The sequence below is a fragment of the Hypericibacter adhaerens genome (assembly GCF_008728835.1).
GTDB lineage: Bacteria > Pseudomonadota > Alphaproteobacteria > Dongiales > Dongiaceae > Hypericibacter > Hypericibacter adhaerens.
This window is the reverse complement of sequence record NZ_CP042582.1, coordinates 5,698,578-5,725,113: the sequence shown is the minus strand read 5'-3', so window position 1 is coordinate 5,725,113 and position 26,536 is coordinate 5,698,578. Positions and strand designations below refer to the sequence as shown.

The 26,536-nt window shown below is 69.1% G+C and carries 16 protein-coding genes; 11 read left to right on the top strand and 5 right to left on the bottom strand.

Going from position 1 to position 26,536, the window contains the following annotated elements:
- Window positions 1-21: 21 nt before the first annotated feature.
- The 5 genes from FRZ61_RS25645 to FRZ61_RS25625 all read left to right on the top strand — a co-directional run bounded on the left by FRZ61_RS25645 (window position 22) and on the right by FRZ61_RS25625 (window position 8,655).
- On the top strand, window positions 22-1,407 hold the full coding sequence (locus FRZ61_RS25645; RefSeq protein WP_151120484.1) for an RsmB/NOP family class I SAM-dependent RNA methyltransferase: 1,386 nt from the start codon (window positions 22-24) through the stop codon (window positions 1,405-1,407).
- Window positions 1,408-1,584: 177 nt separating this feature from the next.
- On the top strand, window positions 1,585-2,265 hold the full coding sequence (gene rpe / locus FRZ61_RS25640) for a ribulose-phosphate 3-epimerase (RefSeq protein ID WP_151120483.1): 681 nt from the start codon (window positions 1,585-1,587) through the stop codon (window positions 2,263-2,265).
- A gap of 18 nt (window positions 2,266-2,283) precedes the next feature.
- Window positions 2,284-4,089: a heparinase II/III family protein gene (locus FRZ61_RS25635; protein ID WP_151120482.1), complete on the top strand. Its 1,806-nt coding sequence runs from the start codon at window positions 2,284-2,286 to the stop codon at window positions 4,087-4,089.
- 238 nt (window positions 4,090-4,327) lie between these two features.
- Complete coding sequence (locus FRZ61_RS25630; protein ID WP_151120481.1) at window positions 4,328-6,352, top strand: HAMP domain-containing methyl-accepting chemotaxis protein; 2,025 nt, start codon at window positions 4,328-4,330, stop codon at window positions 6,350-6,352.
- Window positions 6,353-6,633: 281 nt separating this feature from the next.
- Window positions 6,634-8,655, top strand: a complete 2,022-nt coding sequence (locus tag FRZ61_RS25625; protein WP_151120480.1) for a HAMP domain-containing methyl-accepting chemotaxis protein — start codon at window positions 6,634-6,636, stop codon at window positions 8,653-8,655.
- A 286-nt stretch (window positions 8,656-8,941) separates the two neighbouring features.
- Here the strand turns inward: FRZ61_RS25625 and FRZ61_RS25620 are convergent, their stop codons facing one another.
- Window positions 8,942-10,348, bottom strand: coding sequence for a nucleotide sugar dehydrogenase (locus tag FRZ61_RS25620; RefSeq protein ID WP_151120479.1), 1,407 nt, complete (start codon window positions 10,346-10,348; stop codon window positions 8,942-8,944).
- Window positions 10,349-10,464: 116 nt separating this feature from the next.
- On the opposite strand from FRZ61_RS25620, the gene FRZ61_RS25615 reads away from it, so the two are divergent.
- The 3 genes from FRZ61_RS25615 (at window position 10,465) to purH (ending at window position 15,211) form a co-directional block, all read left to right on the top strand.
- Window positions 10,465-11,502: an MraY family glycosyltransferase gene (locus FRZ61_RS25615; protein WP_151120478.1), complete on the top strand. Its 1,038-nt coding sequence runs from the start codon at window positions 10,465-10,467 to the stop codon at window positions 11,500-11,502.
- Window positions 11,503-11,607: 105 nt separating this feature from the next.
- A complete protein-coding gene (locus FRZ61_RS25610) occupies window positions 11,608-13,542 on the top strand; it encodes a nucleoside-diphosphate sugar epimerase/dehydratase (RefSeq protein ID WP_151120477.1) in 1,935 nt (644 codons plus the stop codon).
- A gap of 55 nt (window positions 13,543-13,597) precedes the next feature.
- Entirely contained in the window at window positions 13,598-15,211 is a 1,614-nt protein-coding gene (purH, locus tag FRZ61_RS25605; RefSeq protein ID WP_151120476.1) for a bifunctional phosphoribosylaminoimidazolecarboxamide formyltransferase/IMP cyclohydrolase, read from the top strand.
- A 156-nt stretch (window positions 15,212-15,367) separates the two neighbouring features.
- On the opposite strand, the gene bluB is transcribed toward purH, so the two are convergent.
- The 3 genes from bluB to FRZ61_RS25590 are packed head-to-tail and all read right to left on the bottom strand — an operon-like array spanning window position 15,368 to window position 22,259.
- A complete protein-coding gene (gene bluB, locus FRZ61_RS25600) occupies window positions 15,368-16,033 on the bottom strand; it encodes a 5,6-dimethylbenzimidazole synthase (RefSeq protein WP_151120475.1) in 666 nt (221 codons plus the stop codon).
- A 57-nt stretch (window positions 16,034-16,090) separates the two neighbouring features.
- Window positions 16,091-17,425: an MFS transporter gene (locus FRZ61_RS25595; protein ID WP_318526359.1), complete on the bottom strand. Its 1,335-nt coding sequence runs from the start codon at window positions 17,423-17,425 to the stop codon at window positions 16,091-16,093.
- A gap of 1 nt (window position 17,426) precedes the next feature.
- Window positions 17,427-22,259: an NAD-glutamate dehydrogenase gene (locus tag FRZ61_RS25590; RefSeq protein WP_151120474.1), complete on the bottom strand. Its 4,833-nt coding sequence runs from the start codon at window positions 22,257-22,259 to the stop codon at window positions 17,427-17,429.
- 239 nt (window positions 22,260-22,498) lie between these two features.
- Between FRZ61_RS25590 and FRZ61_RS25585 the strand changes: the two genes are divergently transcribed.
- Window positions 22,499-22,837 (top strand): hypothetical protein, encoded by a 339-nt coding sequence (locus tag FRZ61_RS25585; RefSeq protein ID WP_151120473.1) that lies wholly within the window; start codon window positions 22,499-22,501, stop codon window positions 22,835-22,837.
- A gap of 109 nt (window positions 22,838-22,946) precedes the next feature.
- Here the strand turns inward: FRZ61_RS25585 and hspQ are convergent, their stop codons facing one another.
- Window positions 22,947-23,276: a heat shock protein HspQ gene (gene hspQ / locus FRZ61_RS25580; RefSeq protein ID WP_151120472.1), complete on the bottom strand. Its 330-nt coding sequence runs from the start codon at window positions 23,274-23,276 to the stop codon at window positions 22,947-22,949.
- A 283-nt stretch (window positions 23,277-23,559) separates the two neighbouring features.
- On the opposite strand from hspQ, the gene FRZ61_RS25575 reads away from it, so the two are divergent.
- Window positions 23,560-25,119 (top strand): class I adenylate-forming enzyme family protein, encoded by a 1,560-nt coding sequence (locus FRZ61_RS25575; protein ID WP_151120471.1) that lies wholly within the window; start codon window positions 23,560-23,562, stop codon window positions 25,117-25,119.
- Window positions 25,120-25,223: 104 nt separating this feature from the next.
- The gene (locus FRZ61_RS25570; RefSeq protein WP_191909207.1) at window positions 25,224-26,402 is read left to right on the top strand and encodes an MFS transporter; all 1,179 of its coding nucleotides are present in this window, start codon (window positions 25,224-25,226) and stop codon (window positions 26,400-26,402) included.
- Window positions 26,403-26,536 lie beyond the last annotated feature (134 nt).

Genomic DNA, 26,536 nt, shown 5'->3' with positions numbered 1-26,536 from the left:
TTCGGCATAAGCTTGGTATCCATGCCCCCTCAACAGCCCAAACGCCGGCTTGCGGCCAACGACCCGGTGACCATCCCCCGCAAGGCCACCACCCCGCTTCGCCCGGCCCGGAGCTCCACCCGGCGGATCGCGCTCGAGCTTCTTCATGCCGTGCTGCGCCGCCACCGGCCGCTCGACGAGGCCATGGCCGACCATGCGAACCTGGCCCGGCTGGAGCCGCGCGACCGCGCCTTCACCCGCCTGATGGTCGCGACCTGCTTGCGCCGCCTCGGCCAGATCGATGCCGTGCTGGCCCGATGTCTGGAGCGGCCCCTCACGCCCAAGGCCAGCGCCGCCGAGGGTGCCCTGCGGCTGGGCGCCTGCCAGCTCCTGTTCCTGGAAACCCCGCCGCATGCCGCCGTCACGGAGACCATCGACGCCCTGCCGCGCGCGGCGGCTCCCTATCATGGTCTGGTCAATGCCGTGCTGCGCCGGATCGCCCAGGAAGGGCCGGCCCTGCTGCGCGCCGTGCCCGAGATTCCGACCAACCTGCCCGACTGGCTCTGGCAAGGCTGGAAGGCGAGCTATGGCGAGGTCACGGCTGCAGCCATCGCCGCGCAGCATCTGCGCGAGGCGCCGCTCGACCTGACGGTGAAGGACCCGGCCGAGGCGGCGCTCTGGGCGGAAAGGCTCGGCGCCGCGATCCTGCCGAACGGCAGCCTGCGGCTGAAGGATGCCGGCGCCGTCGAGACGCTGCCCGGCTTCGCCGAGGGCGCCTGGTGGGTGCAGGACGCCGCGGCCTCGCTGCCCGCACGCCTGCTGCGCGGCATCGACGGCAAGCGCGTGATCGATCTCTGCGCCGCGCCCGGCGGCAAGACCCTGCAGCTCGCGGCGGCCGGTGCCCGCGTCACCGCGATCGATCGTTCTGCTGATCGCATGGCGCGGGTTTCTCAGAACCTGGCCCGCACCGGCCTCGCCGCGACCTGCATCGCCGCCGATGCGTTCAATTGGCGCCCGCCGGAGCTCGTCGACGCCGTGCTCTTGGACGCGCCCTGCTCCGCGACCGGCACGATCCGCCGTCATCCCGACCTGCCCTGGATCAAGAAGCCCGCGGAGATGGCGGAGCTGCCGGCGCTGCAGCGCAAGCTCCTCAATGCGGCGATCGCCATGACCCATCCGGGCGGCGTGATCGTCTATTCGGTCTGCTCGCTCGAACCGGCGGAGGGCGAGGACCTGATCGCCCGGGCGATCGACGAAGGGGCGCCGATCGAACGCATCCGCATCGGCGAGACCCCCGAGGAAGAGGCCTCGCTCGGCGCGCCGGCGGACGCCCTCACGCGGGCCGGCGCGCTGCGCACGCTCCCTTGTCACTGGGCCGAGCAGGGCGGCATGGACGGATTCTACGCGGTCCGTCTGCGGCGGCGCTGAGCGCGGACCGACGCTCGTTTCCGCAGGCTACCTCCTGTATGCGCCCGAGTCGCGGCGCCCGCGATGCGCGGACCAGATCGCCCCTGCCGCCTTCCGAGATCGCGCCGACGCGCACCGGATTCGCGGCCTTCCCAAGCGCGGCCGCGCCTGCTAGTGAGGGCGGTCTTCGAGGATTCCATGCGCCAGGCCACACGCATCGCCCCGTCCATTCTGTCCGCCGACTTCGCCCGCCTCGGCGAAGAAGTGCGCGCGATCGACGCGGCCGGCGCGGATTATATTCATGTCGATGTGATGGACGGGCATTTCGTGCCCAACCTCACCATCGGGCCGGCCGTGGTGAAGGCGTTGCGTCCGCACAGCAAGCGGCCCTTCGACGTGCATCTGATGATCGCGCCGGTGGATCCCTATATCCCCGAATTCGCGGCCGCGGGCGCCGACATCCTGACCGTGCATCCGGAATCGGGCCCGCATCTCCACCGCACCATCCAGCTCATAAAGTCGCTCGGCAAGAAGGCCGGCGTCGCGCTCAACCCCGCCACCTCGGTCGCCGCGGTGGAGCCGGTGCTGGCCGAGCTCGATCTGGTGCTGGTGATGTCGGTCAATCCGGGCTTCGGCGGCCAGCAATTCATCCGCAGCCAGCTCGAGAAGATCGCCACGCTGCGCCACATGATCGACGCGATCGTGGCCTCAACGCCCGGCCGCCGGATCGATCTCGAGGTCGATGGCGGCATCAACGACATCACCGCCGCCGATGCGGTGCGCGCAGGCGCCGATGTGCTGGTGGCGGGAACCGCGACCTTCACTGGCGGCGCCGGCGCCTACGCCGAGAACATCCGCCGGCTGCGGCAAGCCGCCTGAGCGGTCAGGGGACCCGCGATGGCCCCTGGCATCGATCCCTTCCGGCGGGCGCTCCGCTCCCCTCCTGCCGCCGCGGCGCCCCGCAACCTCGCCTCGGCCCTGCATCGCGCCTTGCGTCTCTGCGCGATGCCCGAGGGCTGGCTCGCGGGACAGTTGCGCTATGCGATCCTGAGCCGGCTGCCGATCCCGGGCCCGCGCGGCAGCGACGGCGCGGGCGCCGAGCGCCTCGCCGCGGCGGGGCCCGGTCTCTGGCCTGGCATGCCGGAGCGCGGCGCGGCGCTGCTCGCCGGCGAGATCGAGCTGCTCGGCCGCAAGCTGCCGCTGCCGGAGCCTTTCTGGAGCTTCCGGCCCGAAGGCGATCGGCTGATGGCCGAGCTTCACGGCTTCGCCTGGCTCGCCGATCTCGTGGCCGCCGGCAATGCCGGGATCGTCCGGGCGCGCGAGCTGATCGACCAATGGCTGACGCTGCCGGAAAGCCGGAGCCGGGATTTGCGCCATCCCGCGATCGCGGGACGGCGGCTGGCGGCCTGGCTGCAATCGGCGAACCGGTTGCTGGTCGGCGGCGATGCCGGCTTCGACGAGCGTCTGCACCGGGCCGTCGCCGAGGACGCGACCCGTCTGGCGCGGCTCCTGCCCGGCGGGCTGTGCGGCGGCGCGCTCATCGAGGCGACCAAAGGGTTGCTGCTGGCCTCTCTGGTGCTGCCTCAAGGCCGACGTTGGGAGGGTCCGGCGATGGCGAGGCTCGCCGCCGAGCTCGACCGCCAGATCCTGCCCGATGGCGGTCAGGTGGAGCGCAATCCCTCGCGCCAGCTTCGCGTGATCCGCGACCTGGCCGAGATCGAGATCGCCTTCGCCCGCGCAGGAAGGCCGACCACGCCGGCACTGGGCGCGGCCCTGCGCAGCCTGGCGCCGTTGATCCGTCTCCTGCAGCATGGCGATAGCGGGCTGGCGCTTTTCAACGGCGCTAATGAGGAGACGGCGGGGCTGATCGAGACGGTGCTGACCGCCGCGGGCGAGACGCCCCAGGCGATGACCAAGGCACCGCATGCCGGTTTCCAGCGCCTCGCCGCCGGCCGGATGGTGGCCCTGGTCGAGGCCGGACGGCCGGCACCGCCCGGCTTCGATGGCGGTGCACATGCCGGCACGTTCGCCATCGAGGTCAGCATCGGGACCGAACGGCTGATCACGGGCTGCGGCGCGCATGCGGCCGACGCCGATTGGGCGGAGGCGCTGAGAGCCACGGCCGCCCATTCGACGCTCTCTATCGCTCACAGCGATTCGAGCCCGCTCCTGCCGGGCGACGGGCTGGCGAGCCGGCCCGGCTTCGTCAGCTGCAAGCGCGAGGAGGAGGCCGGCACCCTCTGGCTCGAGCTGTCGCATGACGGCTATGGCCCGCGCTTCGGCCTGCGCCATCGCCGGCGCCTCTACATGACCGCCGGCGGCGAGGAGCTGCGCGGCGAGGACCGCGTCGAACCGCTGAACGATTCCCGGGAAGAGAGGACCGAAGCGCTTCCCGTCACGATCCGCTTCCATCTCCATCCCGACGTCCAGGCCTCGCTCGCGCAGAACGGCCACACCGTGCTGCTGCGATTGGCATCGGGCGCCGGCTGGCGTCTTCGCATCGACGGCGAGGGCGCTGCCGTCGCCCTGGCCGAGAGCGTCTATGCGGGGCGGCGCGGGCGGCTGCGCCGCAGCCAGCAGGTCGTGGTCGAGACCGGGTATCGGGGGCCGGAAAGCTGGGTGCGCTGGGCCCTGACGCGCGAGCTGCGCAAGGCCGAGCCGCTGGGCCGCCCCGATGAGGATCCGCCGGCCGATCTGGGCTGATCCGCGGCGTTTGCCGCGCGCATCATCCGAACGGCTTATGCCCTTCGGTGAAGACGCCGGTGGATTCTCGTCTTTGGGTGGTGGCCCGAATTTGCCGCGACGAGGCCGGGGCCCGCATTACGAACTTTTCATATTACAAATATTGACCGAGTAATTCCTCGTTCAGCACCCCGCTCTTTTCATCTGGGGCAGTTCCTTTCATCGCGAAAGGTTCGTTCATTTATCGGCGGGGGCCGTTATGTCTCAATCACTGCGTTTCTCGAATCTCAAGATCGGCACCAGGCTGGCGCTCGGCATCAGCGTCATCCTCGTGCTCCTTTCCGCCGTCGGCGCCATCAGCTTCGTGTCGCTCGGCAGCGCCAACGGCAAGTTCCAGGAATACCAGTCCGCGGCCCATCAGACGGTCGCGGCCTGCGCCATCGAGACCGATCTGCTGCGCACCAACATCGCCGTCACGAACTTCATCGGCGACGACAACGACGCCGACCTGACGGCGGCGCGCGAGGCCAGCGACGAGACCTTGAAGGCGATCGAGGGCTCGATCGCGCTCTTCAACGACACGGACGCCGAGCGGCAGAACATCGGCTCGATCGAATCCGCGATGAAGGACTATATGCAGGGCTTCGAGCAGATCGTGACGCTGAGCAAGCAGTCCGACGGGCTCCTGGACCGGCTGAACGACGCGGAGGCCAAGGTCGATTCCGACCTGACCGCCATCATGAACGCGGCCGCCAGCAGCGGCGAGGCGGATGCGACCGACAAGGCCGGCGAGGCGATCAATCATCTGCTGGTGGCCCGCCTCGACGTCGCCAAGTATCTCGGCAGCAACGATCCCGCCCTTGCGAAATCGGCCAAGGCCGAGCTGCAGGCGGTGGTCGGCCAGGCGCAGGAGCTGCGCGCCCTGATCCATGACGTCAAGCTGCAGAGCGACGCCGACGAGGTCGCGGGCGGCATCAAGGCCTTCGCCGACGCGTTCGACGCCGAGCAGGCCGATATCGAGGCGCGCAACGAGATCGTCTCGGACAAGCTTCAGAAGATCGCGCCGGACATGCGCAAGAAGCTGGACGAGACCATCACCGAGAACCAGACGGTCGAGGAGGAGCTGGGGCCGCAGACCACCGAGGAGATGAAGGACACGCGCTGGACGGCCGTGACGCTTTCGATCGTCGCCGTGGTGGCGGGCCTGCTGATCGCCTTCTTCACCGCCCGCAGCATCACCAGGCCCGTGGTCGGCATGACCAAGGCGATGGAATCGCTCGCCGGCGGCAACAAGACGATCGAGATACCGGGCCGGGAGCGCGCCGACGAGGTCGGGCAGATGGCCAAGACCGTGCAGGTCTTCAAGGAGAGCATGATCCGCGCCGATCAGCTCGCCGCCGAGCAGGAGGAGCTGAAGCGCAAGGCCGAAGCCGACAAGAAGGCCATGCTCAACCAGATGGCGGATTCCTTCGAAGCCTCGGTCAAGGGCGTGGTGGAGGCGGTCTCGTCCGCGGCCACCGAGCTGCAGTCCTCGGCCCAGAGCATGAGCGCCACGGCCGAGCAGACCAACCGGCAGTCGACCGCGGTCGCGGCCGCCTCCGAGGAGGCCTCGACCAACGTGCAGACGGTGGCGTCGGCATCGGAAGAGCTCACGGCCTCGATCCGCGAGATCAGCCAGCAGATGACGAACTCCTCGCAGATCGCGCGCGAGGCCGTCGACAATGTCGAGCGCACCAACCAGACCGTGAAGGGCCTGGCCGAGGCGGCCGAGCGGATCGGCCAGGTGGTGGGTCTCATCAATGAGATCGCCAGCCAGACCAATCTCCTGGCGCTCAACGCCACGATCGAGGCGGCGCGCGCGGGCGAGGCCGGCAAGGGCTTCGCCGTGGTCGCCTCCGAGGTCAAGTCGCTGGCGACCCAGACGGCGAAGGCCACCGAGGAGATCGGCGGCCAGATCGCCGCCATCCAGACCGCGACCGGCCAGTCGGTCGCGGCCATGAACAGCATCGCCGAGGTGATGCAGCGCATCAACGCCGTCACGGCCACCGTCGCCTCCGCGGTCGAGGAGCAGGGTGCGGCGACCCAGGAGATCTCGCGCAATGTGCAGCAGGCCTCGGTCGGCACGACCGAGGTCTCGAGCAACATCGCCGGGGTCACGCTCGCGGCCGGCGAGACCGGCAAGGCGGCGGGCCAGGTCCTGACCGCCGCGGCGGAGCTGGGCAAGCAGTCGGTGCGGCTGCAGCGCGAGGTCGACGAGTTCATCGGCACCATCCGCGCCGCCTGATCTTAGGGGGTCGGCGGCAGGAGGCTGGGGCGCCCTTCGTCCCCGCGGGGGGCGCCCCTTCTTTTTTAGGGATTCCGTAACGGACGGCGCTTGCCCGCGCGACGGCGATCGCGAACCCGCAACCTTCGCGAGCGACCCGGCAAGCCTACATCTTCCGATAGCGGCGCTGGCCGTTTTTCCGGGTTGTCAAATCAGGGTTTTGTTCAGGACTTGTCATTACAGCTTGTCCATGTTCGCGCGGGGGATCGGGCGAACGTCACTCGTTCCGAAGGACAAGCATCATGTTTCGCTTTGCACACATATCGAATCTCAAGATCGGCACAAGACTGGCAATCGGCGTCGGTATCATTCTCGTATTGCTGATGGTCGTCGGCACCGTCAGCTTCATCGGCTTCGGCAGCGCCAGCTCGGACTTCGCGGAGTACCGCGCCCGCGCGCGGATCACGGTTTCCGCCAGCGTCATCGAATCGGACCTCCTGGTCGCGCGCCTCAACGTCAAGGACTTCATCCTCTCCAGCAGCCAGGATTCGGCCAAGGCGGTGATCGACACCGTCGACGGCATCCCGGCCAAGCTCGAGGACATCCGGAATCTCTTCGGCGCCCATGACGAGAACCTGGGGGCGCTGGACAGCATCCAGACCGAGCTCAAGGACTATCGCGGCGCTTTCGAGAAGGTGGTCACGCTCCAGACCGAGGCAAACGAGTCGTTCCAGGTCATGAACGAGATCGGGCCCGATCTCGAGGAGAAGCTCACCAAGATCGCGGACGGAGCCGAAGCGGACGGAAGCTCGGCGGAGGCTGCGGACGCCGCTTCGGCGCGTCGCTGGCTGCTGCAGGCGCGGTTGAATGCGGTCAAGTTCCTCCGGGAGAACCTGGAGACGCAGGCCGACGATACCACCAAGCAGATCGCGAACATGAAGGGGAAGCTCGAGGAGACTATGCGCGCATCGAGCGACGCCTCGCGCCGTTCGCTCGGCGAGGAGGTCGCCAAGAGCGCCGATGAGTATCTGGCCGCCTTCACCAAGCTGCATGACCGGATCGTGACGCGCAATGGCGTCATCGATTCGCTCAACAAGCTCGGGCCCAGCATGTTCGACAATCTCGACGGCATCGTCGCGGCGAGCAAGAAGGTGCAGGACGAAATCGGCCCGCGCGCCACGGCCTCGATGAAGCAGGTGCGCTGGACGGCGGCGATCGTCTCCGGCATCGCCGTGCTGTTCGGCCTCTTCATCGCCTTCTTCACCGCCCGCAGCATCTCCAAGCCCGTGGTCGCCATGACCAAGGCGATGGAATCGCTCGCCGGCGGCGACAAGACGATCGAGATCCCGGCCAAGGATCGCGGCGACGAGGTCGGCCAGATGGCGAAGACCGTGCAGGTCTTCAAGGAGAACATGATCCGTGCCGATCAGCTCGCCGCCGAGCAGGAGGAGCTGAAGCGCAAGGCCGAAGCGGACAAGAAGGTCATGCTGAACAAGATGGCCGACGAGTTCGAGGCTTCGGTCAAGGGCGTGGTGAATTCGGTGTCGTCGGCTGCGACCGAGCTGCAGTCCTCGGCCCAGACCATGACCGCGACCGCCGAGGAGACCAGCCGCCAGTCGACCGCGGTGGCCGCGGCCTCCGAGCAGGCCTCGACCAACGTGCAGACGGTGGCGTCGGCCTCCGAGGAGCTGTCGGCCTCGATCCGCGAGATCAGCCAGCAGATGACGACCTCCTCGCAGATCGCGCAGAACGCGGTCGAGCATGTGGAGAAGACCAACACGACGGTGAAGGGCCTGGCGGACGCGGCCGAGAAGATCGGCCAGGTCGTCAGCCTCATCAGCGACATCGCCGGCCAGACCAACCTTCTCGCTCTCAACGCCACCATCGAGGCGGCGCGCGCGGGCGAGGCGGGTAAGGGCTTCGCGGTGGTGGCGTCGGAGGTGAAGAGCCTGGCGACGCAGACGGCGAAAGCGACCGAGGAAATCTCGGCGCAGATCTCCGCGATCCAGAACGCCACCAGCGAGTCGGTGTCGGCCATGGGCAGCATCGCCGAGATCATCCAGCGCATCAACTCCGTCACCACGACCGTCGCCTCGGCGGTCGAGGAGCAGGGTGCGGCGACCCAGGAGATCTCGCGCAACGTCCAGCAGGCTTCGCAGGGCACGGCCGAGGTCTCGAGCAATATCGGCGGCGTCACCCGCGCCGCCGGCGAGACCGGCAGTGCCGCCACCCAGGTCCTGGGTGCGGCCGAGGAGCTGGGCAAGCAGTCGGTCGAGCTGCAGAGCCAGGTCGACAAGTTCATCGCGACCATCCGCGCCGCCTGATCCGTTCCGGATCGGACCGCGCGAGACCGGGGCGCCCTCTCGGCCCAGAGGGGGCGCCCCTTCTTCTCTTCATCCTCCCCCTCACGCATGAGGGGGAGGGTTGCGCAGGCTTAGGCGAGGCGAAGTCGAGCCTTAGCCGGAGCTGGGTGAGGGTGCTGTCGCAGAAAGAGGCCCACCTCTTCCTCCTTCGCCCTCTGGGCTTCGGAGGACAGGCCCAGCTCGCTTCCCGCCTTGCCCTCCGTAGCGCAAGGCGCGTAGGAGGGTCGCGGGCGGAGAGGAAAGAGTCTCAGAGTTCCCACCGCCGCAATCCCTCGGGCAGCGGGCGGCCGCGCCACATGGCTTTGACATCGCCGACGAGGCCGCCGGGACGCACCAGCCGCGCGAAATCGGCGGGCCCGAGCGCCTTGTAGGCGTCGTGCGCGACCGCGCCGACGATGCAGTCGAACGGCGCTTCGCCGGGCCCGAGCGCCAGACCGGGCCGCAGGGTCTCGCCATAGAGCGCCTTCGCCTCGGCCGGATCGGCGCGCGCGTCATGGACCTCGACCCGATGGCCGCGCGCGCGCAGGCCCTGGATCAGGTCCACCACCTTCGAGTTGCGCAGGTCGGGCAGGTTCTCCTTGAAGGTGAGGCCCAGCACCAGCGTGCGCGGGCGGCCGTCGCGCGGCTCGCCTTGCGCGTGGAAGTCGACGATCCGCCCGGCGATGTGATCGCCCATGCCGTCATTGATGCGCCGGCCGGCGAGGATCACCTCGGCATGATGGCCCAGCGCCTCGGCGCAATGGGCGAGATAGAAGGGATCGACGCCGATGCAGTGCCCGCCCACCAGACCCGGGCGGAAATCGAGGAAGTTCCATTTCGTGCGCGCGGCCTCGAGCACGTCATAGACCGAGAGGCCGAGCCGGCCGAAGATCATCGTCACTTCGTTGATGAAGGCGATGTTGATGTCGCGCTGCGCGTTCTCGATCACCTTCGCGGCCTCGGCGGTGCGGATGTCGCGCGCCACGAAGATGCCGCCCGAGGTGACCTGGCCATAGAGCCGCTCGAGGCGCTTCGCCACGGCCGGCGTCTGGCCCGACACGATCTTCATGATGCGGTCGACCGTGCGGGTGCGGTCGCCGGGATTGATGCGCTCGGGCGAGTAGCCCATCAGGAAGCCGCCGCCCGCCTCGCGCCCCGACACCCGAGCGATGATGGGCGCGCAGAAATCTTCCGTGACGCCGGGATAGACGGTGCTCTCGAACACCACCACCGGCAGGCCCTGCTTCAGGGGATTCGAGGCCTTGAGCGCGGCGCCCACGATCTCGCAAGCCTTCTCGACCGCGCCCAGATCGGGCTTGTTGCTGGCATCGACCGGCGTCGGCACGGTGACGATATAGACGTCCTTGTCGCGAAGATCGGCCGGGTCGGCGCTGTAATGGATCCGGGCCGCGTGCAGCGCCGCGGTCTCGACCTCGCCGGTATGGTCCAGGCCCCGGCGCAGCCGCTCGATGCGCTGGGGGTTGATGTCGAAGCCGACGATCGAGCCCCCCTCGCCCGCCTTCTCCTGGCCGCGCGCGAGCGCCACCGCCAGCGGCAGGCCGACATAGCCCAGGCCGATGATGGCGATCGCCTCGCCGGGCGAAGGCGCGCCGGCCGCGGCGGCAGGGCCGGGCTGCGGACGCGCGCCGTTCGGCAGCGAGGGATCGAGGTTCATGCGGGGAAGGCTCCCGGTGGCAAAGGGACCCCTCTTTCCCCTAGGGGGCCGGGAAAGTCAATCGAGCGGCCGACGGCCTGCTCCGGCCCGCAAAATGCTCTATAAGGCGCGGCAGCATGACCGTCACCGCCATGGCTCTGCTCTTCGCCGGGAGTTTCCTCGCCAGCCTGCTGCTTTGCGGCCTGGCGCGGCGGCTGTTGCTGCGCTTCCAGGTCATGGACCGTCCGGTCGAGCGCAGCGTCCATGCCGTGCCGATCCCCCGCGGCGCCGGCCTCGCGGTGGTGCCGATCCTCACCCTCCTCTGGCTCTTCCTGCCGGCGATCGATCCCGCGGCGAAGCCCCTGCCATGGCCGCTCCTTATCGGCACCCTTCTGGTCGGGATCACCTCCTGGATCGACGATCTGCGCGGCTTGCCGCCGCTGCCGCGCCTGGGCGTGCAGGCCGTGGCGGTGATTCTGGGCCTGCTGGCGCTGGCCGATCTGCCGCCGCTGTTCCAGGGCTGGCTGCCGCGCCCGCTCGATCTGGCGCTGGGCGGGCTGCTCTGGCTCTGGTTCCTCAACCTGTTCAATTTCATGGATGGCAGCGACGCGGTGGCGGGCGGCCAGGCCCTCACCATCGGTCTCGGGCTGGCCGCCATCGCGATCGATCACGACTGGGTCGGGCTGACGGCCGCGCAAGGGTTGGCGCTCGCGGGCGTGGCGCTGGGCTTCCTCGCCTGGAACAAGCCGCCCGCCAAGATCTTCCTCGGCGATGTCGGCAGCATCCCGCTGGGCTACCTGATCGGCTGGCTGCTGCTCTGGGCGGCGAGCCAGGGCGCCTGGGCCGCGGCGCTGATCCTGCCGGCCTGGTTCCTCGCCGACACCACCTTGACGCTGATCCGGCGGGCCTGGCGCCGCGCGCCCCTGCTCGAGGCCCATGCCGAGCATTCGAACTCGGCCGCGATCCGGCTCGGTCACAGTCATGCCCGCGTGGCGGGGCTGGCGCTCATTGCCAATATCGCCCTGGCGCTGCTGGCGCTGGGGGCCGAACGCGACCAGCAGGAGCTGATCGGGCTGGTGGGAGCCGCGGCGACAGTCTGGCTCTTGCTGCGCAAGCTGAAATACCCGCCCAAACCACAAGCGCCCGAAACCGAAGGAGCCGGGCCCGAAGATTGAGCGGGGCTTGCTCGCCCGAGCTCTGCCCCCGGTCCCCGGCTGCCGGATTGTGCTAAGAGTGCGTGACGGGACCCCGAATCCCGGGGGAAGCAAGTCGGACCTTTCATGGCGCTGAGACTGCATCTGGGCGGGCGGGCCGGGATCGCGCTGCTGCATGACACGATCATGGCGGCGGTCTCCTTCCCGCTGGCGCTTTACCTGCGCCTCGGCGCGCTCGCCTTCCCCTGGCAGACCGCCCCCTATCTCTGGCAGGGCACGGCGATCTTCACCGCGACCGCCGTCGCCGTCTTCGTCGCCAGCGGATTCTATCGCGGCGTCTGGCGCTATGCCTCGCTGCGCGACATGCTCGAGATCGGCCGCGCGGTGCTGATCACGCTGCTGCTGTTCATCCCCGTCCTGTTCCTGTTCAACCGGCTCGAGGGCCTGCCGCGCTCGACGCTGGTCATCAACGGCTTCCTGCTGCTGTTCCTGCTGGGCACCCCGCGCTTCGCCTATCGCATCTGGAAGGATGGCGGCCTCGATCACCTGCTCGAGCGCAACCATGGCGGACGCGCCAGCGTGCTGCTGATCGGCGCCGGCGACGCGGCCGAGCTCTTCCTGCGCGACATGGCGCGCGGCACGACGGCCCCCTATCGCGTGGTGGGGCTGCTCGATCCCTCGGGCCGGCGTGCCGGCCGGCGCATCCAGGGCATTCCGGTCTGGGGCGGTCTCGCCGAGGCCGGCCCGGTGATCGACCGCCTGATCGCCCGGGGCGAGCCGCTGCAGCGGCTGATCCTGACGGACGAGAGCCTCGACGGCGCCGCCATCGCCCAGCTGCTCGATCTGGCCCAGGGCAAGGGCCTCACCCTCGCCCGCCTGCCGCGCCTGACCGAGCTCAAGCCCGGCATGGAGGCGGAACGCTATGCGGTCCGGGCGATCGCGCTCGAGGATCTGCTGGGGCGCCCGCGCCGCGTGCTGGACCGGACCCCGGTCGAGCGCCTCGTCGCCGGCCGGCGGCTGCTCGTCACCGGCGCCGGCGGCTCGATCGGCGCCGAGCTCTGCCGCCAGATCGCGGCCCTGGCGCCCGCGCGCCTGACGCTGCTCGATCATTCCGAGGCCCTGCTGCATGCGATCGCGACCGAGCTCGCGGCGCATCATCCGGGACTGCCGATCGAGACCCAGCTCTGCGACCTGCGCGAGCGCGGAAGGCTCGAGCGCGCGGTGGGGTCGGCGGCGCCCGAGATCGTGTTCCATGCCGCGGCCTTGAAGCATGTGCCGGTCTGCGAGCGCCATCCCGACGAGGCGGTGCTGACCAACGTCCTCGGCACGCGCCATCTCGCGGCCGCCGCGACCAAGGCCGGGGCCGCGGCGATGGTGGTGATCTCGACCGACAAGGCGGTCGAGCCCGAGAGCATCCTCGGCGCCACCAAGAAGCTCGCGGAAAGCTATTGCCAGGCGCTCGACCGCAGCGCCGGCCCCGGCGCCACGCGCTTCGTCGCGGTGCGCTTCGGCAATGTGCTGGGCTCCTCGGGCTCGGTGGTGCCGCTGTTCCAGAAGCAGATCGCCGAGGGCGGCCCGGTCACGGTGACCGACCCCGCCATGACGCGCTTCTTCATGACGACGGAGGAGGCGGTCGAGCTGGTGCTCCAGGCCTCCGCCCCGGCGCTCGCCGGCCCCGCCCGCGGCAAGGTACTGGTGCTGGAGATGGGCCGGCCGGTGCGGATCCTCGATCTGGCGCGCCAGATGATCCGCCTCTCGGGCCGGCGGCCGGATCACGACATCGCCATCGCCATCACCGGGCTTCGGCCCGGCGAGAAGCTGGCCGAGGCGCTGTTCGCGCCGGGCGAGAACCCGGCCCCGACGGCGGTCGCGGGCGTGCTGCAGGCCGAGCCCCGCGCCGCCTCGCTGCCCGAGCTCGAGGCCGGCATCGAGCGGCTGGCCGCCGCCGCCCGCGACGGCCGGATCGGGCTCCTGATCGAGACCCTGACGGCGTTGGTGCCCGAATACCGGCCGCAGGGCGCCTATGCGAGCCACAAGCTTCCGGGCCAGGCGGCATCGTGATATGGCGAGGCCCTGAAGCCGCCCCGCCCTGAATCATCCGGAGCCTCCCCGCATCATGACTGCGCCCACCGCCCGCCGCGGCACCGCCGCCATCGACGAGATCAGGATCACCCGCGCGCTCCTCTCCGTCTCGGACAAGGCGGGCCTGGTGGAACTCGGGCGCTTCCTCGCGGGCCATGGCGTCGCCCTGCTCTCGACCGGCGGCTCGGCCAAGGCGCTGGCCGAAGCGGGGCTCACGGTCACCGAGGTCGCGGCCCATACCGGCTTCCCCGAGATCATGGACGGGCGCGTCAAGACGCTCCATCCCAAGATCCATGGCGGCATCCTGGCGCGCCGCGATCTGGCCGAGCACCGGGACGCGATGGCGGCGCACGACATCGCGCCGATCGATCTCGTGGTGATCAATCTCTATCCCTTCGAGGCGACGGTGGCGAAGGGCGCGGGATACGAGGACTGTGTCGAGAACATCGATATCGGCGGGCCGGCGATGATCCGCGCCGCCGCGAAGAACCATGATTTCGTCGCGGTGGTGACCGACCCCGCCGATTACGAGGCGCTGATGGCGGAGATGAAGGCCAAGGGCGGCGCCACCTCGCTCGGCTTGCGCCGTCGCCTCGCCGCCCTCGCCTATGCGCGCACCGCTTCCTACGACGCCGCGATCGCGCGCTGGATGCAGGGCGAGCAGCAGGACCGCTTCCCGCGCCGGTTCGTGCTGGCGGGCGAGCGCCAACAGATGCTGCGCTATGGCGAGAATCCGCACCAGGAGGCGGCCTTCTATGCGACCGCGGAGAAGCGGCCCGGCGTCGCCACCGCGCGCCAGCTCCAGGGCAAGGAGCTCAGCTACAACAACCTCAACGACACCGACGCGGCCTTCGAGCTGGTGGCCGAGTTCGATCAGCCCGCGATCGCCATCATCAAGCATGCGAACCCTTGCGGCGTCGCGGTCGGCAAAGACCTCGCCGAGATCTGGGAGCGCGCGCTCGCCTGCGATCCCGTCTCGGCCTTCGGCGGCATCGTCGCCGTCAACCGCAAGCTCGACGCGGCCCTGGCGGAGAAGCTGACCAAGCTCTTCCTCGAGGTGGTGATCGCGCCCGAGATCGACGAGAAGGCGGCGGCGCTGCTGGGGGCCAAGGGCAATCTGCGGCTGCTCGAGACCGGCGCGATGCCCGATGCCGCCGCGGCCGGCCTGACCCTGAAGCTGCTCTCGGGCGGCTTCCTGCTGCAGGACCGCGACAATGGCCGGGTGACGGCCGGCGATCTCAGGACGGTGACGAAGCGCAAGCCCACGGCGCGCGAGCTCGAGGATCTCCTCTTCGCCTTCCGCGTCGCCAAGCATGTGAAGTCGAACGCGATCGTCTATGCCCGGAACGGCGCCACGGTCGGCATCGGCGCGGGCCAGATGTCCCGCGTCGATTCTAGCCGCATCGCCGCCTGGAAGGCGCGCGAGATGGCCGAAGCCGCCGGCGAGAAGGAGAGCCGCGCCAAGGGTTCCGTCGTCGCGTCGGACGCCTTCTTCCCCTTCGCCGACGGCCTCCTGGCCGCCGCCGAGGCCGGCGCCACCGCCGTGATCCAGCCCGGCGGCTCGATGCGCGACGAGGACGTGATCAAGGCCGCCGACGAGGCCGGCCTCGCCATGGTGTTCACGGGGATGCGGCACTTCCGGCATTGATATCCGATCTATCCCCTCCCCCGCTCAGGGGGAGGGCGAGGGAGGGGGATGACTCGGTCGGTGACGCCGGAATGATCTGCTCTCGATCTGTGTCTTCTATCGAGACTTCCCCCTCCCTGACCCTCCCCCTCGAGGGGGGAGGGGATCAAAAAGGCGCTATCGCCTCAGCAGCCTCCGCCCCTCGCCCGTGCGCGCCTGCCAGCCATGGCGCTCGAGCTCGGGGTCGAGATGCTCCTCCTCCGGATAGCCGAGGCAGAGATAGGCGACGAGCACCCAATGGGCGGGGAGATCGAGCGTCGCGTTGATCGTCTCGGGATGGAGGATCGAGACCCAGCCCATGCCGACACCGTGCGCGCGGGCGGCGAGCCACAGGGTCTGGATCGCGCCCACCACGGAATAGCGCAGCGTCTCGGGCATGGTCTGGCGGCCGAGGCCGGCGCCCTGCGACACCGTCTCGTCGCAGAAGACGGCGAGATGGGTGGGCGCCGTCTTCAGCCCCTCGAGCTTGAGCCTGGCATAGAGCGCCGCCTGCTCGTCGCGATAGAGCCGCGCCGCCGCCGCATTGGCCTGCTCGAAATCCCGGATGATGGCGGCGCGGCGCTCGGGCGTCTCGACCGAGACGAAGCGCCAGGGCTGCGCGTTGCCGACCGAGGGGGCGAGCACCGCGAGATCCAGCAGCCGCTCGATCAGGGCCGGCGGCAGCGGGTCGCGGCGGAAGCGCCGCACATCGCGCCGCCAGGCGAAGAGCGCGGCGAGTTGCGCCCGGAACGTCTCGTCGAACGCCGGAGGGGAAGGCTCGGGGCTGTCGTTCGGGGCCGTCATGCCTGATCTCTTGCCGATCCCGGCCTCCGGGTCTTTGGCGCCCGCGACATCAAAGCGTCAGGCGGCCCGCTTCGGTTCCCGGACCCACAGCAGCAGCAGGAATCCGAGCACCAGGAAGGGCGGGATGGTGGCCATGCCGGCGCGCTGGCTGTCGAAGGCCGCGGTGGCGGCGGCCAGCGCCCAGGGGCCGAAGAAGGCCGTGGCCTTGCCGGCCAGCGCATAGAGGCCGAAGAACTCGGTCGCGAGCGCCGGTGGCGCCAGGCGCGCCATCATCGAGCGGCTGGCGGCCTGGGTGGGGCCCAGGAAGATGCCGATCCCGAGCGCCAGCCCCCAGAACCAGGCCACATCGTCGGTCAGCAAGATCGCCACCCCCAGAAGCGTCGTGGCGACGAGCGAGATCAGGATCGTGGGCTTGGCGCCGACCCAGTCGTCGACCCAGGCGAAGCCGGCCGCCCCCAGCCCCGCCGTGACATTGAGCGCGATGCCGAAGATCAGCACCTGCTCCAGGCTCATGCCGAACTGGCCCGCCGCATAGATGCCGCCGAAGGCGAAGAGCGTGTTGAGCCCGTCGATATAGATCATCTTGGCCAGGAGGAAGCGCGCGATGTTGGCGTGGCGGCGCAGATCGCGGAAGGTGCGCAGGAGCTGCGCCAGCCCGTCGCCGACCGCACCGGCAAGGCCGCGCCCTGTGGCCGCGCGGTCCGGCACCAGCAGGAACAGCGGCAGCGAGAAGAGCGCGAACCAGAGCGCCGTCAGCAGCATGGCGGCGCGCACATGCTCGGCGCTGGCCTTGTCGAGCCCGAAGAGCGGCTGGGCCGGCAGCACGAAACCCAGCAGCGCCACGGCGAGGCAGACCAGCCCGCCGGCATAGCCCAGCCCCCAGGCCCAGCCGGAAATGCGCCCGATGCGCGCCGGCGCCACCAGGCCCGGCAGCATGGCGTTGTAGAAGACGGTGCCGAGCTCGAAACCCACCGTGCCCAACGCCATCGCCACCAGCCCCAGCAGCGCGAAGGCGGGATCGGGGCGGACGAACCAGAGCGCCGCCGTCGCCAGCACGGTCAGGAGCGTGAGCGCCGCCAGCCAGGGCTTGCGCCGGCCGCCGACATCGGCGACGGCGCCCAAGGGCGGGCTGAGCAGCGCGATGGCCAGCGCCGCGATCCCCGTGGCCTGTCCCCAGGCCGCCGTGCCGGAGGCCGGATCGGCCGCGACATGACTGGTGAAATAGGCGCTGAAGAGGAAGGTCTGCACCACCGTCGGGAAGGCGGAATTGGCCCAGTCGAAGAAGCACCAGGCCAGGACCGCGCGCTTCGGCATGCGCGCACCGCCGGCACCGGCCTCCGACACTATCGCCTGCGGTCCGGATGCCGCCGCGTCGAGCGGAGATGCGGCCAACTCAGCCGCCGAGCAGCGAGCGCAGCTCGCGGTTGGCGACGGCGAGCTTGGCGAGATCGAGGCCGCCCTGCTGGCGCAGATCCGCGAACAGCATCTCGATGCGATGCACTGCGGGTCCGCGCGCCTGGGCCCATTGCTCGATCGTCTCGGATTCCGCCAGCCCGTCGCCCGCCCCGTTCGCGGCGAGCATCCGCTCGGTCAGGACGCGCTGGTGCGAATAGAGATCGTCGAGCACGGCCGCGACCGCCATGCGATCCCAGTGGGTGTCGAGATTGACGCCGCCCGTGGCGCTGCGCAGCCAGTTCAGGTGGAAGCGCACGCCCACCGCGTAGAAGGTGCGCGCCACGCGCTCGAGCGATTTGCCGCTGCGCTGGGCGATGCGCACGATATCGAGCCCGGGCGCCAGGAGGTCGAGCCGCGCCACCTTGCGGGCGAGCGGCTCGGGCACGGCTTCGGCCGTGAGCGCGCCCACGCGCTTGGCGAAGGCCTCGCGGTCGGTCTCGGTCAGGTAGTCCTCGAGCCTCTCGCCGAGCTTGGCGATGTCGCCACGATGCGCCTCGATATGGGCCGCGATGTCGAGCGGCAGCTTGCCGTTGCGCAGGAACCAGAGCGTGCCCGCCTCGGCGAGCCGCACCGTCGCGTCCGCCATCAGGGCCTGGAGCTTCGCCGGCACCTTGTTGTCGAGCGATTCGATCTCGCTCCAGATCGCGCGCAGATCGAACACCGCCCTGGTGACGGCATAGGCGCGCGCGATGTCGGACGCGGTCTGGCCGGTCTTCTCCTTCATCACATGGATGAAGGTGATGCCCGCCCGGTTGACCAGGCTGTTGGTCACGACCGTGACGATGATCTCGCGGCGCAGCTGATGCTGGGCGATCTGCTCGGCGAAGCGCTCCTGCAGCAGCTTGGGGAAATAGCGCCGGACATCGTCCAGGAGCTGCGGGTCGTCCGGCAGGTCCGACGGCAGGAGCTCGTCATAGAGCGACATCTTGGCATAGGCCATCAGCACGGCGAGCTCCGGCCGGGTCAGGCCGTGACGCTGCGCGAGGCGCGTGGCCAGCGTCTCGTCGTCGGGGAGGAACTCGATCGCCCGGTCGAGCTTGCCCGCGCGCTCCAGCGTCCGCATGAAGCGGCCCTGCTGGTCGAGGCGGAACCAGCCTTGCGTTTCGGCGAGCGTGAGCGCCTGGGTCTGGAGGTAATTGTCGCGCAGCACGAGGGCCGCGACATCGTCGGTCATCTGCGCCAGGAGCTTGTCGCGCTGCTTCAAGGTGAGATCGCCCGCCGCGACCGCGCCGTTGAGCAGGATCTTGATATTGACCTCGTGGTCCGAGCAGTCGACGCCGGCCGAGTTGTCGACCGCGTCGGTATTGATCCGGCCGCCCTTCAAGGCATAGGCGATGCGGCCGCGCTGGGTGAAGCCCAGATTGGCGCCCTCGCCCGCCACCTTGGCGCGCAGCTCCTCGGCATCGACGCGCACCGCGTCGTTGGCGCGGTCGCCGACGTCGACATGGGTCTCGGCGGCCGCCTTCACATAGGTGCCGATGCCGCCCAGCCAGAGCAGGTCGACCGGCGTCTTCAGCATCGCGCGGATGAGGTCGTTGGGCGAGATGCTGTCCGAAGCAAGGCCGAAGACCGCCTTCATCTGCGGCGTGACGGCGATGCGCTTGGCCTTGCGGTCGAAGACGCCGCCGCCTTCGGAGATGAGCTTCGGGTCGTAATCGCTCCAGCTCGAGCGCGGCAGGTCGAACAACCGCTTGCGCTCGGCGAAGCTCCGGCCCGCATCGGGCGAGGGGTCGACGAAGATATGCAGATGGTTGAAGGCACCGACGAGGCGGATATGCGGCGACTGCAGCATGCCGTTGCCGAACACGTCGCCCGACATGTCGCCGACGCCGATCACGCTGAAATCCCTGCTCTGCACGTCCACGCCCAGTTCCCGGAAATGGCGCTTGACCGATTCCCAGGCGCCGCGCGCGGTGATGGCCATCTTCTTGTGGTCGTAGCCGGCCGAGCCGCCCGAGGCGAAGGCGTCGCCGAGCCAGAAGCCGTACTCGAGCGAAACCGAGTTGGCGATGTCGGAGAAGGTCGCCGTGCCCTTGTCGGCCGCGACCACGAGATAGGGATCGTCGCCGTCGCGCCGCACCAGGTTGGGCGGCGGCACCAGCCCGCCGGCGCCCAGATTGTCGGTCAGGTCGAGCAGGCCGCGCATCATGGTCTTGTAGCACTCGATGACCTCGGCCTGGACCTGGTCGCGGGTGGCCCCGGCCGGCACCTTCTTGACCACGAAGCCGCCCTTGGAACCCACCGGCACGATGACCGCGTTCTTGACCATCTGCGCCTTCATCAGGCCCAGCACCTCGGTGCGGAAATCCTCGCGGCGGTCGGACCAGCGGATGCCGCCGCGTGCGACCTTGCCGCCGCGTAAATGCACCGCCTCGACGCGCGGCGCATAGACCCAGATCTCGACCAGCGGGCGCGGCAGCGGCAGTTCCTCGATCTGCCGGCTGTCGAGCTTGAAGGAGAGATAGGTCTTGGTGTCGCCGTCGGACAGCATCTGGAAATAGTTCGTGCGCAGCGTCACCAGCACCAGGTTGAGGAAACGGCGCAGGATCCGGTCCTCGTCGAGATTGGCGACCTGGTCGAGCGCGCGCTCGATCTCGGTCTTGATCGCCTCGGCACGGGCCTCGGCCTCGGCGCGGAGCGCCGGGTCGAACAGCGCCTTGAACAGCTTCACCAGCAGGCCGGCGATGCCGGCATTGCGCGCCAGCGTCTCCTCCATGTAGCTCTGGCTGAAGGCGACCTGGATCTGGCGCAGATATTTGCAGTAGGCGCGCAGGATCACGACCTCGCGCCAGGTGAGGCCGGCGAGGAGAATGAGGCGGTTGAAGCCGTCATCCTCGACCTTGCCGCGCCAGGCGCGCTCGAAGGCCTTCTGGAAATTGTCCTTCACCGCGCCGATGTCGATCTCGCCGCCATCGGCGGTGCACATCAGGAAATCGTGGATCCAGATCGGCCGCGGCCGGTCCAGCGGCCGGACCAGATGCGGCGCCTCCGAGATCACCTTCAGGCCCATATGCTCCAGCATGGGGAGCACGTCCGAGAGCGGAATCTGCTCGCCGGCATTGTAGATCTTGAACCTGAGCTCGGACGGCGGCGCCTCGACCGGACGGTAGAGGTTCATGGTGAGCCGGCCGCTTTCGATCGTCTTCTCGATCTGGCCGATATCGAGGGCGGCCGCATGGGCGTCGAAGCGGTCGCGATAGCCCGAGGGGAAGGCCGCCGCATAGCGTCGCAGCAGCAGGAGCCCCTGCTCCTCGCCCCGGGCCTCGATCAGCGCCTCCTGCAGGTTGTCGGCCCAGGAACGTCCGGCCTCGACCAGCTTGACCTCGAGCTCGCCCTGGTCGACATCGGGCACGGCGCCGGGCGTGGTGCCGACGATGAGCTGGAGGCGGCTGAGGGCCGCGTCGGTCATCTGGGTATAGAAGGCAGAGATGCGGCCGTTGAAGGCCTTGGCCACAATCTCCTGCATGCGCAGGCGCAGGTCCGTGCTGAAGCGGTCGCGCGGCACATAGATCAGGCAGGAGACGAAGCGCTCGAACGGGTCCTTGCGCAGGAAGAGCGCCACGCGCTGGCGCTCCTGCAGATGCAGGATGCCGAGGGCCGTCTCGAACAGCTCGTCGTCGCTGGCCTGGAACAGCTCGTCGCGCGGATGGCTTTCGAGGATATGGAGCAGCGCCTTGCCGTCATGGCTGTTGGGATCGAAGCCGGCGCGCGCGATGACCCGCTCGACCTTGCGCCGCAGGAGCGGGATCTCCCGCGGGCTCTTGTTGTAGGTGATCGAGGTGAAGAGGCCGATGAAGAGCTGTTCGCCCGAGGGATTGCCGTCGGCGTCGAAGCGCTTGATGCCGATCGTGTCCATATGCACCGGGCGGTGCACGGTGGAGCGCTTGTTCGACTTCATGATCGCCAGGAGCTGCGGCTGGCGCATGAAGGCGCGCACCTCGGCCGGCATGCGCTCGAAGTTCTTCTGCCGGTCGAACACCGAATAGCTGTCGTCGCTGAGGATGCCGAGCCCGCTGCCCGTCTTGACGGTCAGGGTCGCGTTGTCGCCCTCGCCGGAGAAGTCGTACTCGCGATAGCCCAGGAAGGTGAAATGATCCTCGGCGACCCAGTTGAGGAAATCGCGCGCCTCGGCGATCTCGTCCCGCGGCAGGGGCAGCTTCGCCTTGCCGAGCTCCGTCGCGATCTCCGCGATCCGCTGGCGCATCGGCGCCCAGTCGCGCACCGCGGCGCGCACCTCGGCCAGGACCGATTCCAGGCCCTGCTTGAGCTGCTCGAGCAGCTCGGGCGCGCTCTGCTCGGAGATGCGGATCTGCATGTAGGATTCGGCGGGCGCCGAAGGTTCGCCGGTGGCGACGAGCTGCCCCTTGGCGTCGCGCTTCACCCGCAGGACCGGGTGGATGACGAGATGGACCGTGAGCTCGCGCCGGTTGAGCTCGGCCGTGACGGAGTCCACGAGGAACGGCATGTCGTCATTGACGATCTCGACCACGGTGTGGGGCGAGCGCCAGCCATGCTCGTCGAGACGCGGGTTGTAGACCCGGACCTTGGCGCTGCCGGGCGCGCGCTGCAGGCCGAAATTCCACAAGGTCATGGCCGCCGAGAACAGGTTCTCGGGGCTGTCCTCGAGAATGTCGTCGGGCGGCACGTTCGCGTAGAACAGCCGCACGAACCGGTCCACATCCGCGACGCGCTTGCGATCGAGCCGCTGGGCCACCGTCTGGGCGATGCGCTCGATCAGATCGGCTTTCGCCTGCTCGGCCTTGGTCCGCATGATCCGTTCCTTCGCCTTCCCTGAAGAGGAGGTCGGTCGCCCCCGGCTGCCGGTCCGGGGCCGACCGGTTCATTGAGCAGACACGCTAGCCCTCTGGAAAATAAGGGCAAGCCTGCACCCTCCACGGTAAAGCGGATTTTAACACCCGGCTTATTACCCTGTTTTGGCAATGCGATAGCCAGCCCGCAAGGGACCGGCCGGATTCGGCCGGGCTTCCAGGATGGAAGGAGTGCCAAACGATGACCGCCATGGGTGAAGCCCGCATCGAGCAGATGCTCCGGCGCCTGCCGCCGGACGTCCGCGAGACGCTGTCGGAAGATCAGACCGAGGCCATCCGGCGTGCGATGTCGGAGCGCTGGCCCGAGCCGCGCCATCCGCTCGACCTGCGCCTCAGCCTGCCCTGGCCGGGCGGCGGCATCTTCATCGCGCTCGTCGGCGGGCGCGAGCGCCGCTCGCCGGCGCGCCGGCGGATGGAGCGGGCCAGCCGGCCGCTCGGCACCATCGGCAACGTGCTGTTCTTCATCATGCTCGCGATCCTGCTGGCGCTGCTGATGGGCGGCGGCATGGCGATCGCGTGATGGCGGCCTCCCCCGCTCAAATCCGCGGGGGAATATGGGGCTATGCATGGCGACCGGAGCCCGCCACGGCTCCGCAGACCCCGACCCCCTCGGCCGCGCCGGGCGGCGATCAGTTCGCCCGCGCCGATTTGAGCTGATAGCGTCCGGCCACGATGCCGTCGAACATCTCGGCCACCATCGGATGGCGGATCGGACCGTTCTCCTCGTCCGGCAACAGATTCTGCTCCGAGACATAGGCCACATAGGTGGTTTGGGCGTTCTCGGCGAGCAGATGATAGAAAGGCTGATCCTTGCGCGGCCGGATCTCGGCCGGGATCGCCTCGTACCATTCCTCGGTGTTGGCGAATTCGGGATCCACGTCGAAGATGACGCCGCGGAACGGAAAGATCCGGTGGCGCACGATCTGGCCGATGGTGAACTTGCTGAGCTTGGCCGACATGGCGGATAGGCTTAACCCCGTCCCCTCCACCGCGTAGGGTCATTGCCACCCTGGCAGAACCTCGGAAGCGGGGCTGATTCTCTGTTCTGCCAGGACTTTAGCATGGCGCGAGAGCGGGGAAAGCGCCCCGGGACGAACCGGTCGTGCCCGCACGCCGGGAACCGAAACCGTGTCGTTTATTGGTTGACGAACAAGCCAAGCTCTTTGGGATGATTTGTCTTTTTCCTGTTGCGGTTGCGGGTTAGGGTCAAAACCCCCGTGGTTGGAGCGATCGGGAATTCGCATGACGAATGCTGCGTTCTACCTTGAGGCCACAGCCCTGCGTTCGCCCGAGGCGACGGCGGTCATCTTCCGCGACCGCCCCTATCGCTACGACCGGATCTATCGCTGGTCCTGCCAGGTCGCGGCCGGGTTGACGGCCCAGGGCTACGGGCCCGGCGACCGCATCGCGCTCTGCTGCAACAACCGCCCCTCCTTCCTCGTCGCCTATTTCGGCATCCTGATGACGGGCGCCACGGTGGTGAACCTGCTCTGGACTTCGACCGAGCAGGATTTCGCCTTCATGCTCGAGGATTCCGAGGTCGACGCCTTCTTCTGCTTCGACAAATACGGCGAGGACGACGTCGCCACCCGTGCCGTCGCGGCCGCCCGCCGCCTGCCGCGCGTGAAGGACATCTGGATCCTGCCGGATGATCCCGAGGGCGCTTCGCCGATGAAGGGCCTGCCCTCGATGGCCGACCTGATGCGCGGCCGGCCCGAGCGCTTCACCATCCGCCATGTCGATCGCGAGGATCCGGCGCTCGTCGTCTATACCTCCGGCTCGACCGGCAAGCAGAAGGGGCTGGAGATCTCGGCCGGCGCCGTCGCCGAGGTGATCAACCTCACCATCCCGCTGTTCGAGATCGATCACTGCCGCGTCAGGCTCTCCATCTTCACGATGGAATGCATGATGTCGCAGCTCTTCCTGGTGCTGCAGCCGGTATTCCTCGGCCAGAGCGTCGTCTATCTCGAATGCGAGAATCCCAACACGCTGATCGACGCCAGGAACCCGGGCGTGGTCTGGCAGAACATCCTCGACCATGGCGCCACCTTCATCGTCGCGGTGCCGAGCTTCTATCGCTGGCTGCTGGACCATGCCGACGGCGTGAAGAAGGAGCAGGTGCCGCTCAAGCTCTGCATCAGCGGCGGAGCGGCGCTGCCGGCGGCCTGGGAGAAGGAGTTCCGCGAACGGCTCGGCGTCCAGCTCCGGGCAGGCTACGGCGCCTCGGAGACCTGCGCCGCGCTTGCCTGGTCCTGGCCCAGCGGCGGCCAGCGCGAGGGCTATACCGGCAAGATCCTGCCGGGCATCGAGGCGCGCATCGTCGACGACAACGACAACGACCTGGCGCTCACCGACCGCGGCCATCTCCTGGTGCGCTCGCCCGCCATGATGACGCGCTATATCAACCGGCCGGACCTCACCGCCACCACGATGAAGGACGGCTGGTATCACACCCGCGACATCGCCACCTTCAGCGAGGACGGCTACCTCAAGATCATCGGCCGGATGGACAGCCGCATCACGCGCGGCAACGAGCATATCGTCCCTGAGGTGGTGGAAAGCCTGCTGCAGCGCCATCCGGCGGTCTCGCTGGCCGCGGTGGTGGCCGTGCCCCATCCGACCTACGGCCAGGACGGCAAGGCCTTCGTCACCTTGAAGCAGAAACAGGCGATCGACGCGCAGGCCCTGCTCGAATGGCTGCGCGGCGAGCTGCCGATCGGCCAGGCGCCGGGACAGATCGAGATACGCGACGCCTTGCCGATGACCAACACCGGCAAGATCGCGCGGCATATGCTCAGCTGAGACGGCGAGCCCTTCCGCTTGCCGTCTCCGCCGACGTCGCTTTTTCCCGCAACCCTCCGCCTCGCCGCCAGCGGCGCCCCGGCGGCCTTCGACGGAGACCTTGCTTGAGCGGCGAGAGCGTGACCGCGTTGCCGGCTCAGCTGCTCCGTCCGGGCGAGCGTCGGGTCAGCCTGATCGCGATCCTCGCCAGCGCCTTCGCCTCCACCCTCACCTTCGCCATGTCGACGCCGCTCCTCTCCGTGCGGCTGGCGGCGGAAGGGCATAGCGGCAGCACGATCGGCTTCAACACCGCCATCGAGGCGGCGGCGATCCTGTTCTTCACCCTCGCCACCCCGACCCTGGCGCGGCGCCTGGGCGTCGCCAACGCGCTCTATCTGGGTGTCGCGATCATGACGGCGGCGATCGCGCTCCTGCCGGTCTGGAACAGCCTCGAGGGCTGGTTCGTGCTGCGTTTCGTCATGGGCGCGGGCATCGCGATCCACTGGGTGATCGGCGAGGTCTGGCTCAACACCGTGGCCGACCACGCCACCCGCGGCCGCGTGGTCGGGCTCTATGTCACCACCATGTCGGCGGCCTACTGCCTGGGTTTCCCCGTGCTGATGATTACCGGCACGGAAGGGTTGCTGCCCTTCTACCTGATCACCGGCACGGTCGCCGCGTCGGCCCTGCCGCTGATCTTCGCGCGCCGCCTGATCCCCTCCCTGCCCGTCGAGCCGGCCGCGCATTACGGGGCGCTGCTCCGCCGCCAGCCGACCCTGATGGCCGCGGCGGTGCTGAACGGCGTGCTGATCAACTCGGTCCTGGCCTTCTTCCCGGTCTTTGCCGACCGCATGAGCGTGGGCGAGCGCGCCGGCTTCGGCATGCTGTTCGCCGTGGCGCTGGGCAATGTGCTGCTGCAGCTGCCGATCGGCGTGCTCGCCGACCGGAACGACGGGCGCGACGGCCGCAAGCTCCTGATCCTGCTGGCCACGCTGAGCGCCGGGGGATTCCTGCTGCTGCCGCTCGCCCTGAGCAGCCTCGCCGTCTGGCCGCTGCTGACGATCTGGGGCGGCTCCTTCGGCGGGCTCTATACGGTGGGGCTCGCCATGGTGGGGCGGCGCTTCGGATCCGGCGACCTGGCCGCGGCCAACGCTCTCTTCGCCTTCACCTACGAAACCGGGACGCTGGTGGGACCGATCCTGGTCGGGACCAGCCTCGACCTGTGGAATCCGTATGGCTTCCTCGCGGCCGGCGGGAGCGCCTGCCTGCTTTTCCTCCTGATCGCGCTGACCCGCCGGGTCTAGAACCCGCAGGGCGCCGCCCTCGCGCGGCCTCGGCCCGACTGAAGATCGCCCCTCGCCTGCAATCTTACCCACAGGGCTTGGCCGCTCCGACGGGGATTGCCATATCATGCCCCGCGTCCCCTCGAACCCTCCGC

Coding starts and splice junctions, on each gene's coding strand:
- FRZ61_RS25575 (WP_151120471.1), top strand. CDS start 23,560: ATGACGAATGCTGCGTTCTACCTTGAGGCCACAGCCCTGCGTTCGCCC.
- FRZ61_RS25630 (WP_151120481.1), top strand. CDS start 4,328: ATGTCTCAATCACTGCGTTTCTCGAATCTCAAGATCGGCACCAGGCTG.
- FRZ61_RS25625 (WP_151120480.1), top strand. CDS start 6,634: ATGTTTCGCTTTGCACACATATCGAATCTCAAGATCGGCACAAGACTG.
- FRZ61_RS25585 (WP_151120473.1), top strand. CDS start 22,499: ATGACCGCCATGGGTGAAGCCCGCATCGAGCAGATGCTCCGGCGCCTG.
- FRZ61_RS25610 (WP_151120477.1), top strand. CDS start 11,608: ATGGCGCTGAGACTGCATCTGGGCGGGCGGGCCGGGATCGCGCTGCTG.
- FRZ61_RS25645 (WP_151120484.1), top strand. CDS start 22: ATGCCCCCTCAACAGCCCAAACGCCGGCTTGCGGCCAACGACCCGGTG.
- rpe (WP_151120483.1), top strand. CDS start 1,585: ATGCGCCAGGCCACACGCATCGCCCCGTCCATTCTGTCCGCCGACTTC.
- purH (WP_151120476.1), top strand. CDS start 13,598: ATGACTGCGCCCACCGCCCGCCGCGGCACCGCCGCCATCGACGAGATC.
- FRZ61_RS25620 (WP_151120479.1), bottom strand. CDS start 10,348: ATGAACCTCGATCCCTCGCTGCCGAACGGCGCGCGTCCGCAGCCCGGC.
- hspQ (WP_151120472.1), bottom strand. CDS start 23,276: ATGTCGGCCAAGCTCAGCAAGTTCACCATCGGCCAGATCGTGCGCCAC.
- FRZ61_RS25635 (WP_151120482.1), top strand. CDS start 2,284: ATGGCCCCTGGCATCGATCCCTTCCGGCGGGCGCTCCGCTCCCCTCCT.
- FRZ61_RS25590 (WP_151120474.1), bottom strand. CDS start 22,259: ATGCGGACCAAGGCCGAGCAGGCGAAAGCCGATCTGATCGAGCGCATC.
- bluB (WP_151120475.1), bottom strand. CDS start 16,033: ATGACGGCCCCGAACGACAGCCCCGAGCCTTCCCCTCCGGCGTTCGAC.
- FRZ61_RS25615 (WP_151120478.1), top strand. CDS start 10,465: ATGACCGTCACCGCCATGGCTCTGCTCTTCGCCGGGAGTTTCCTCGCC.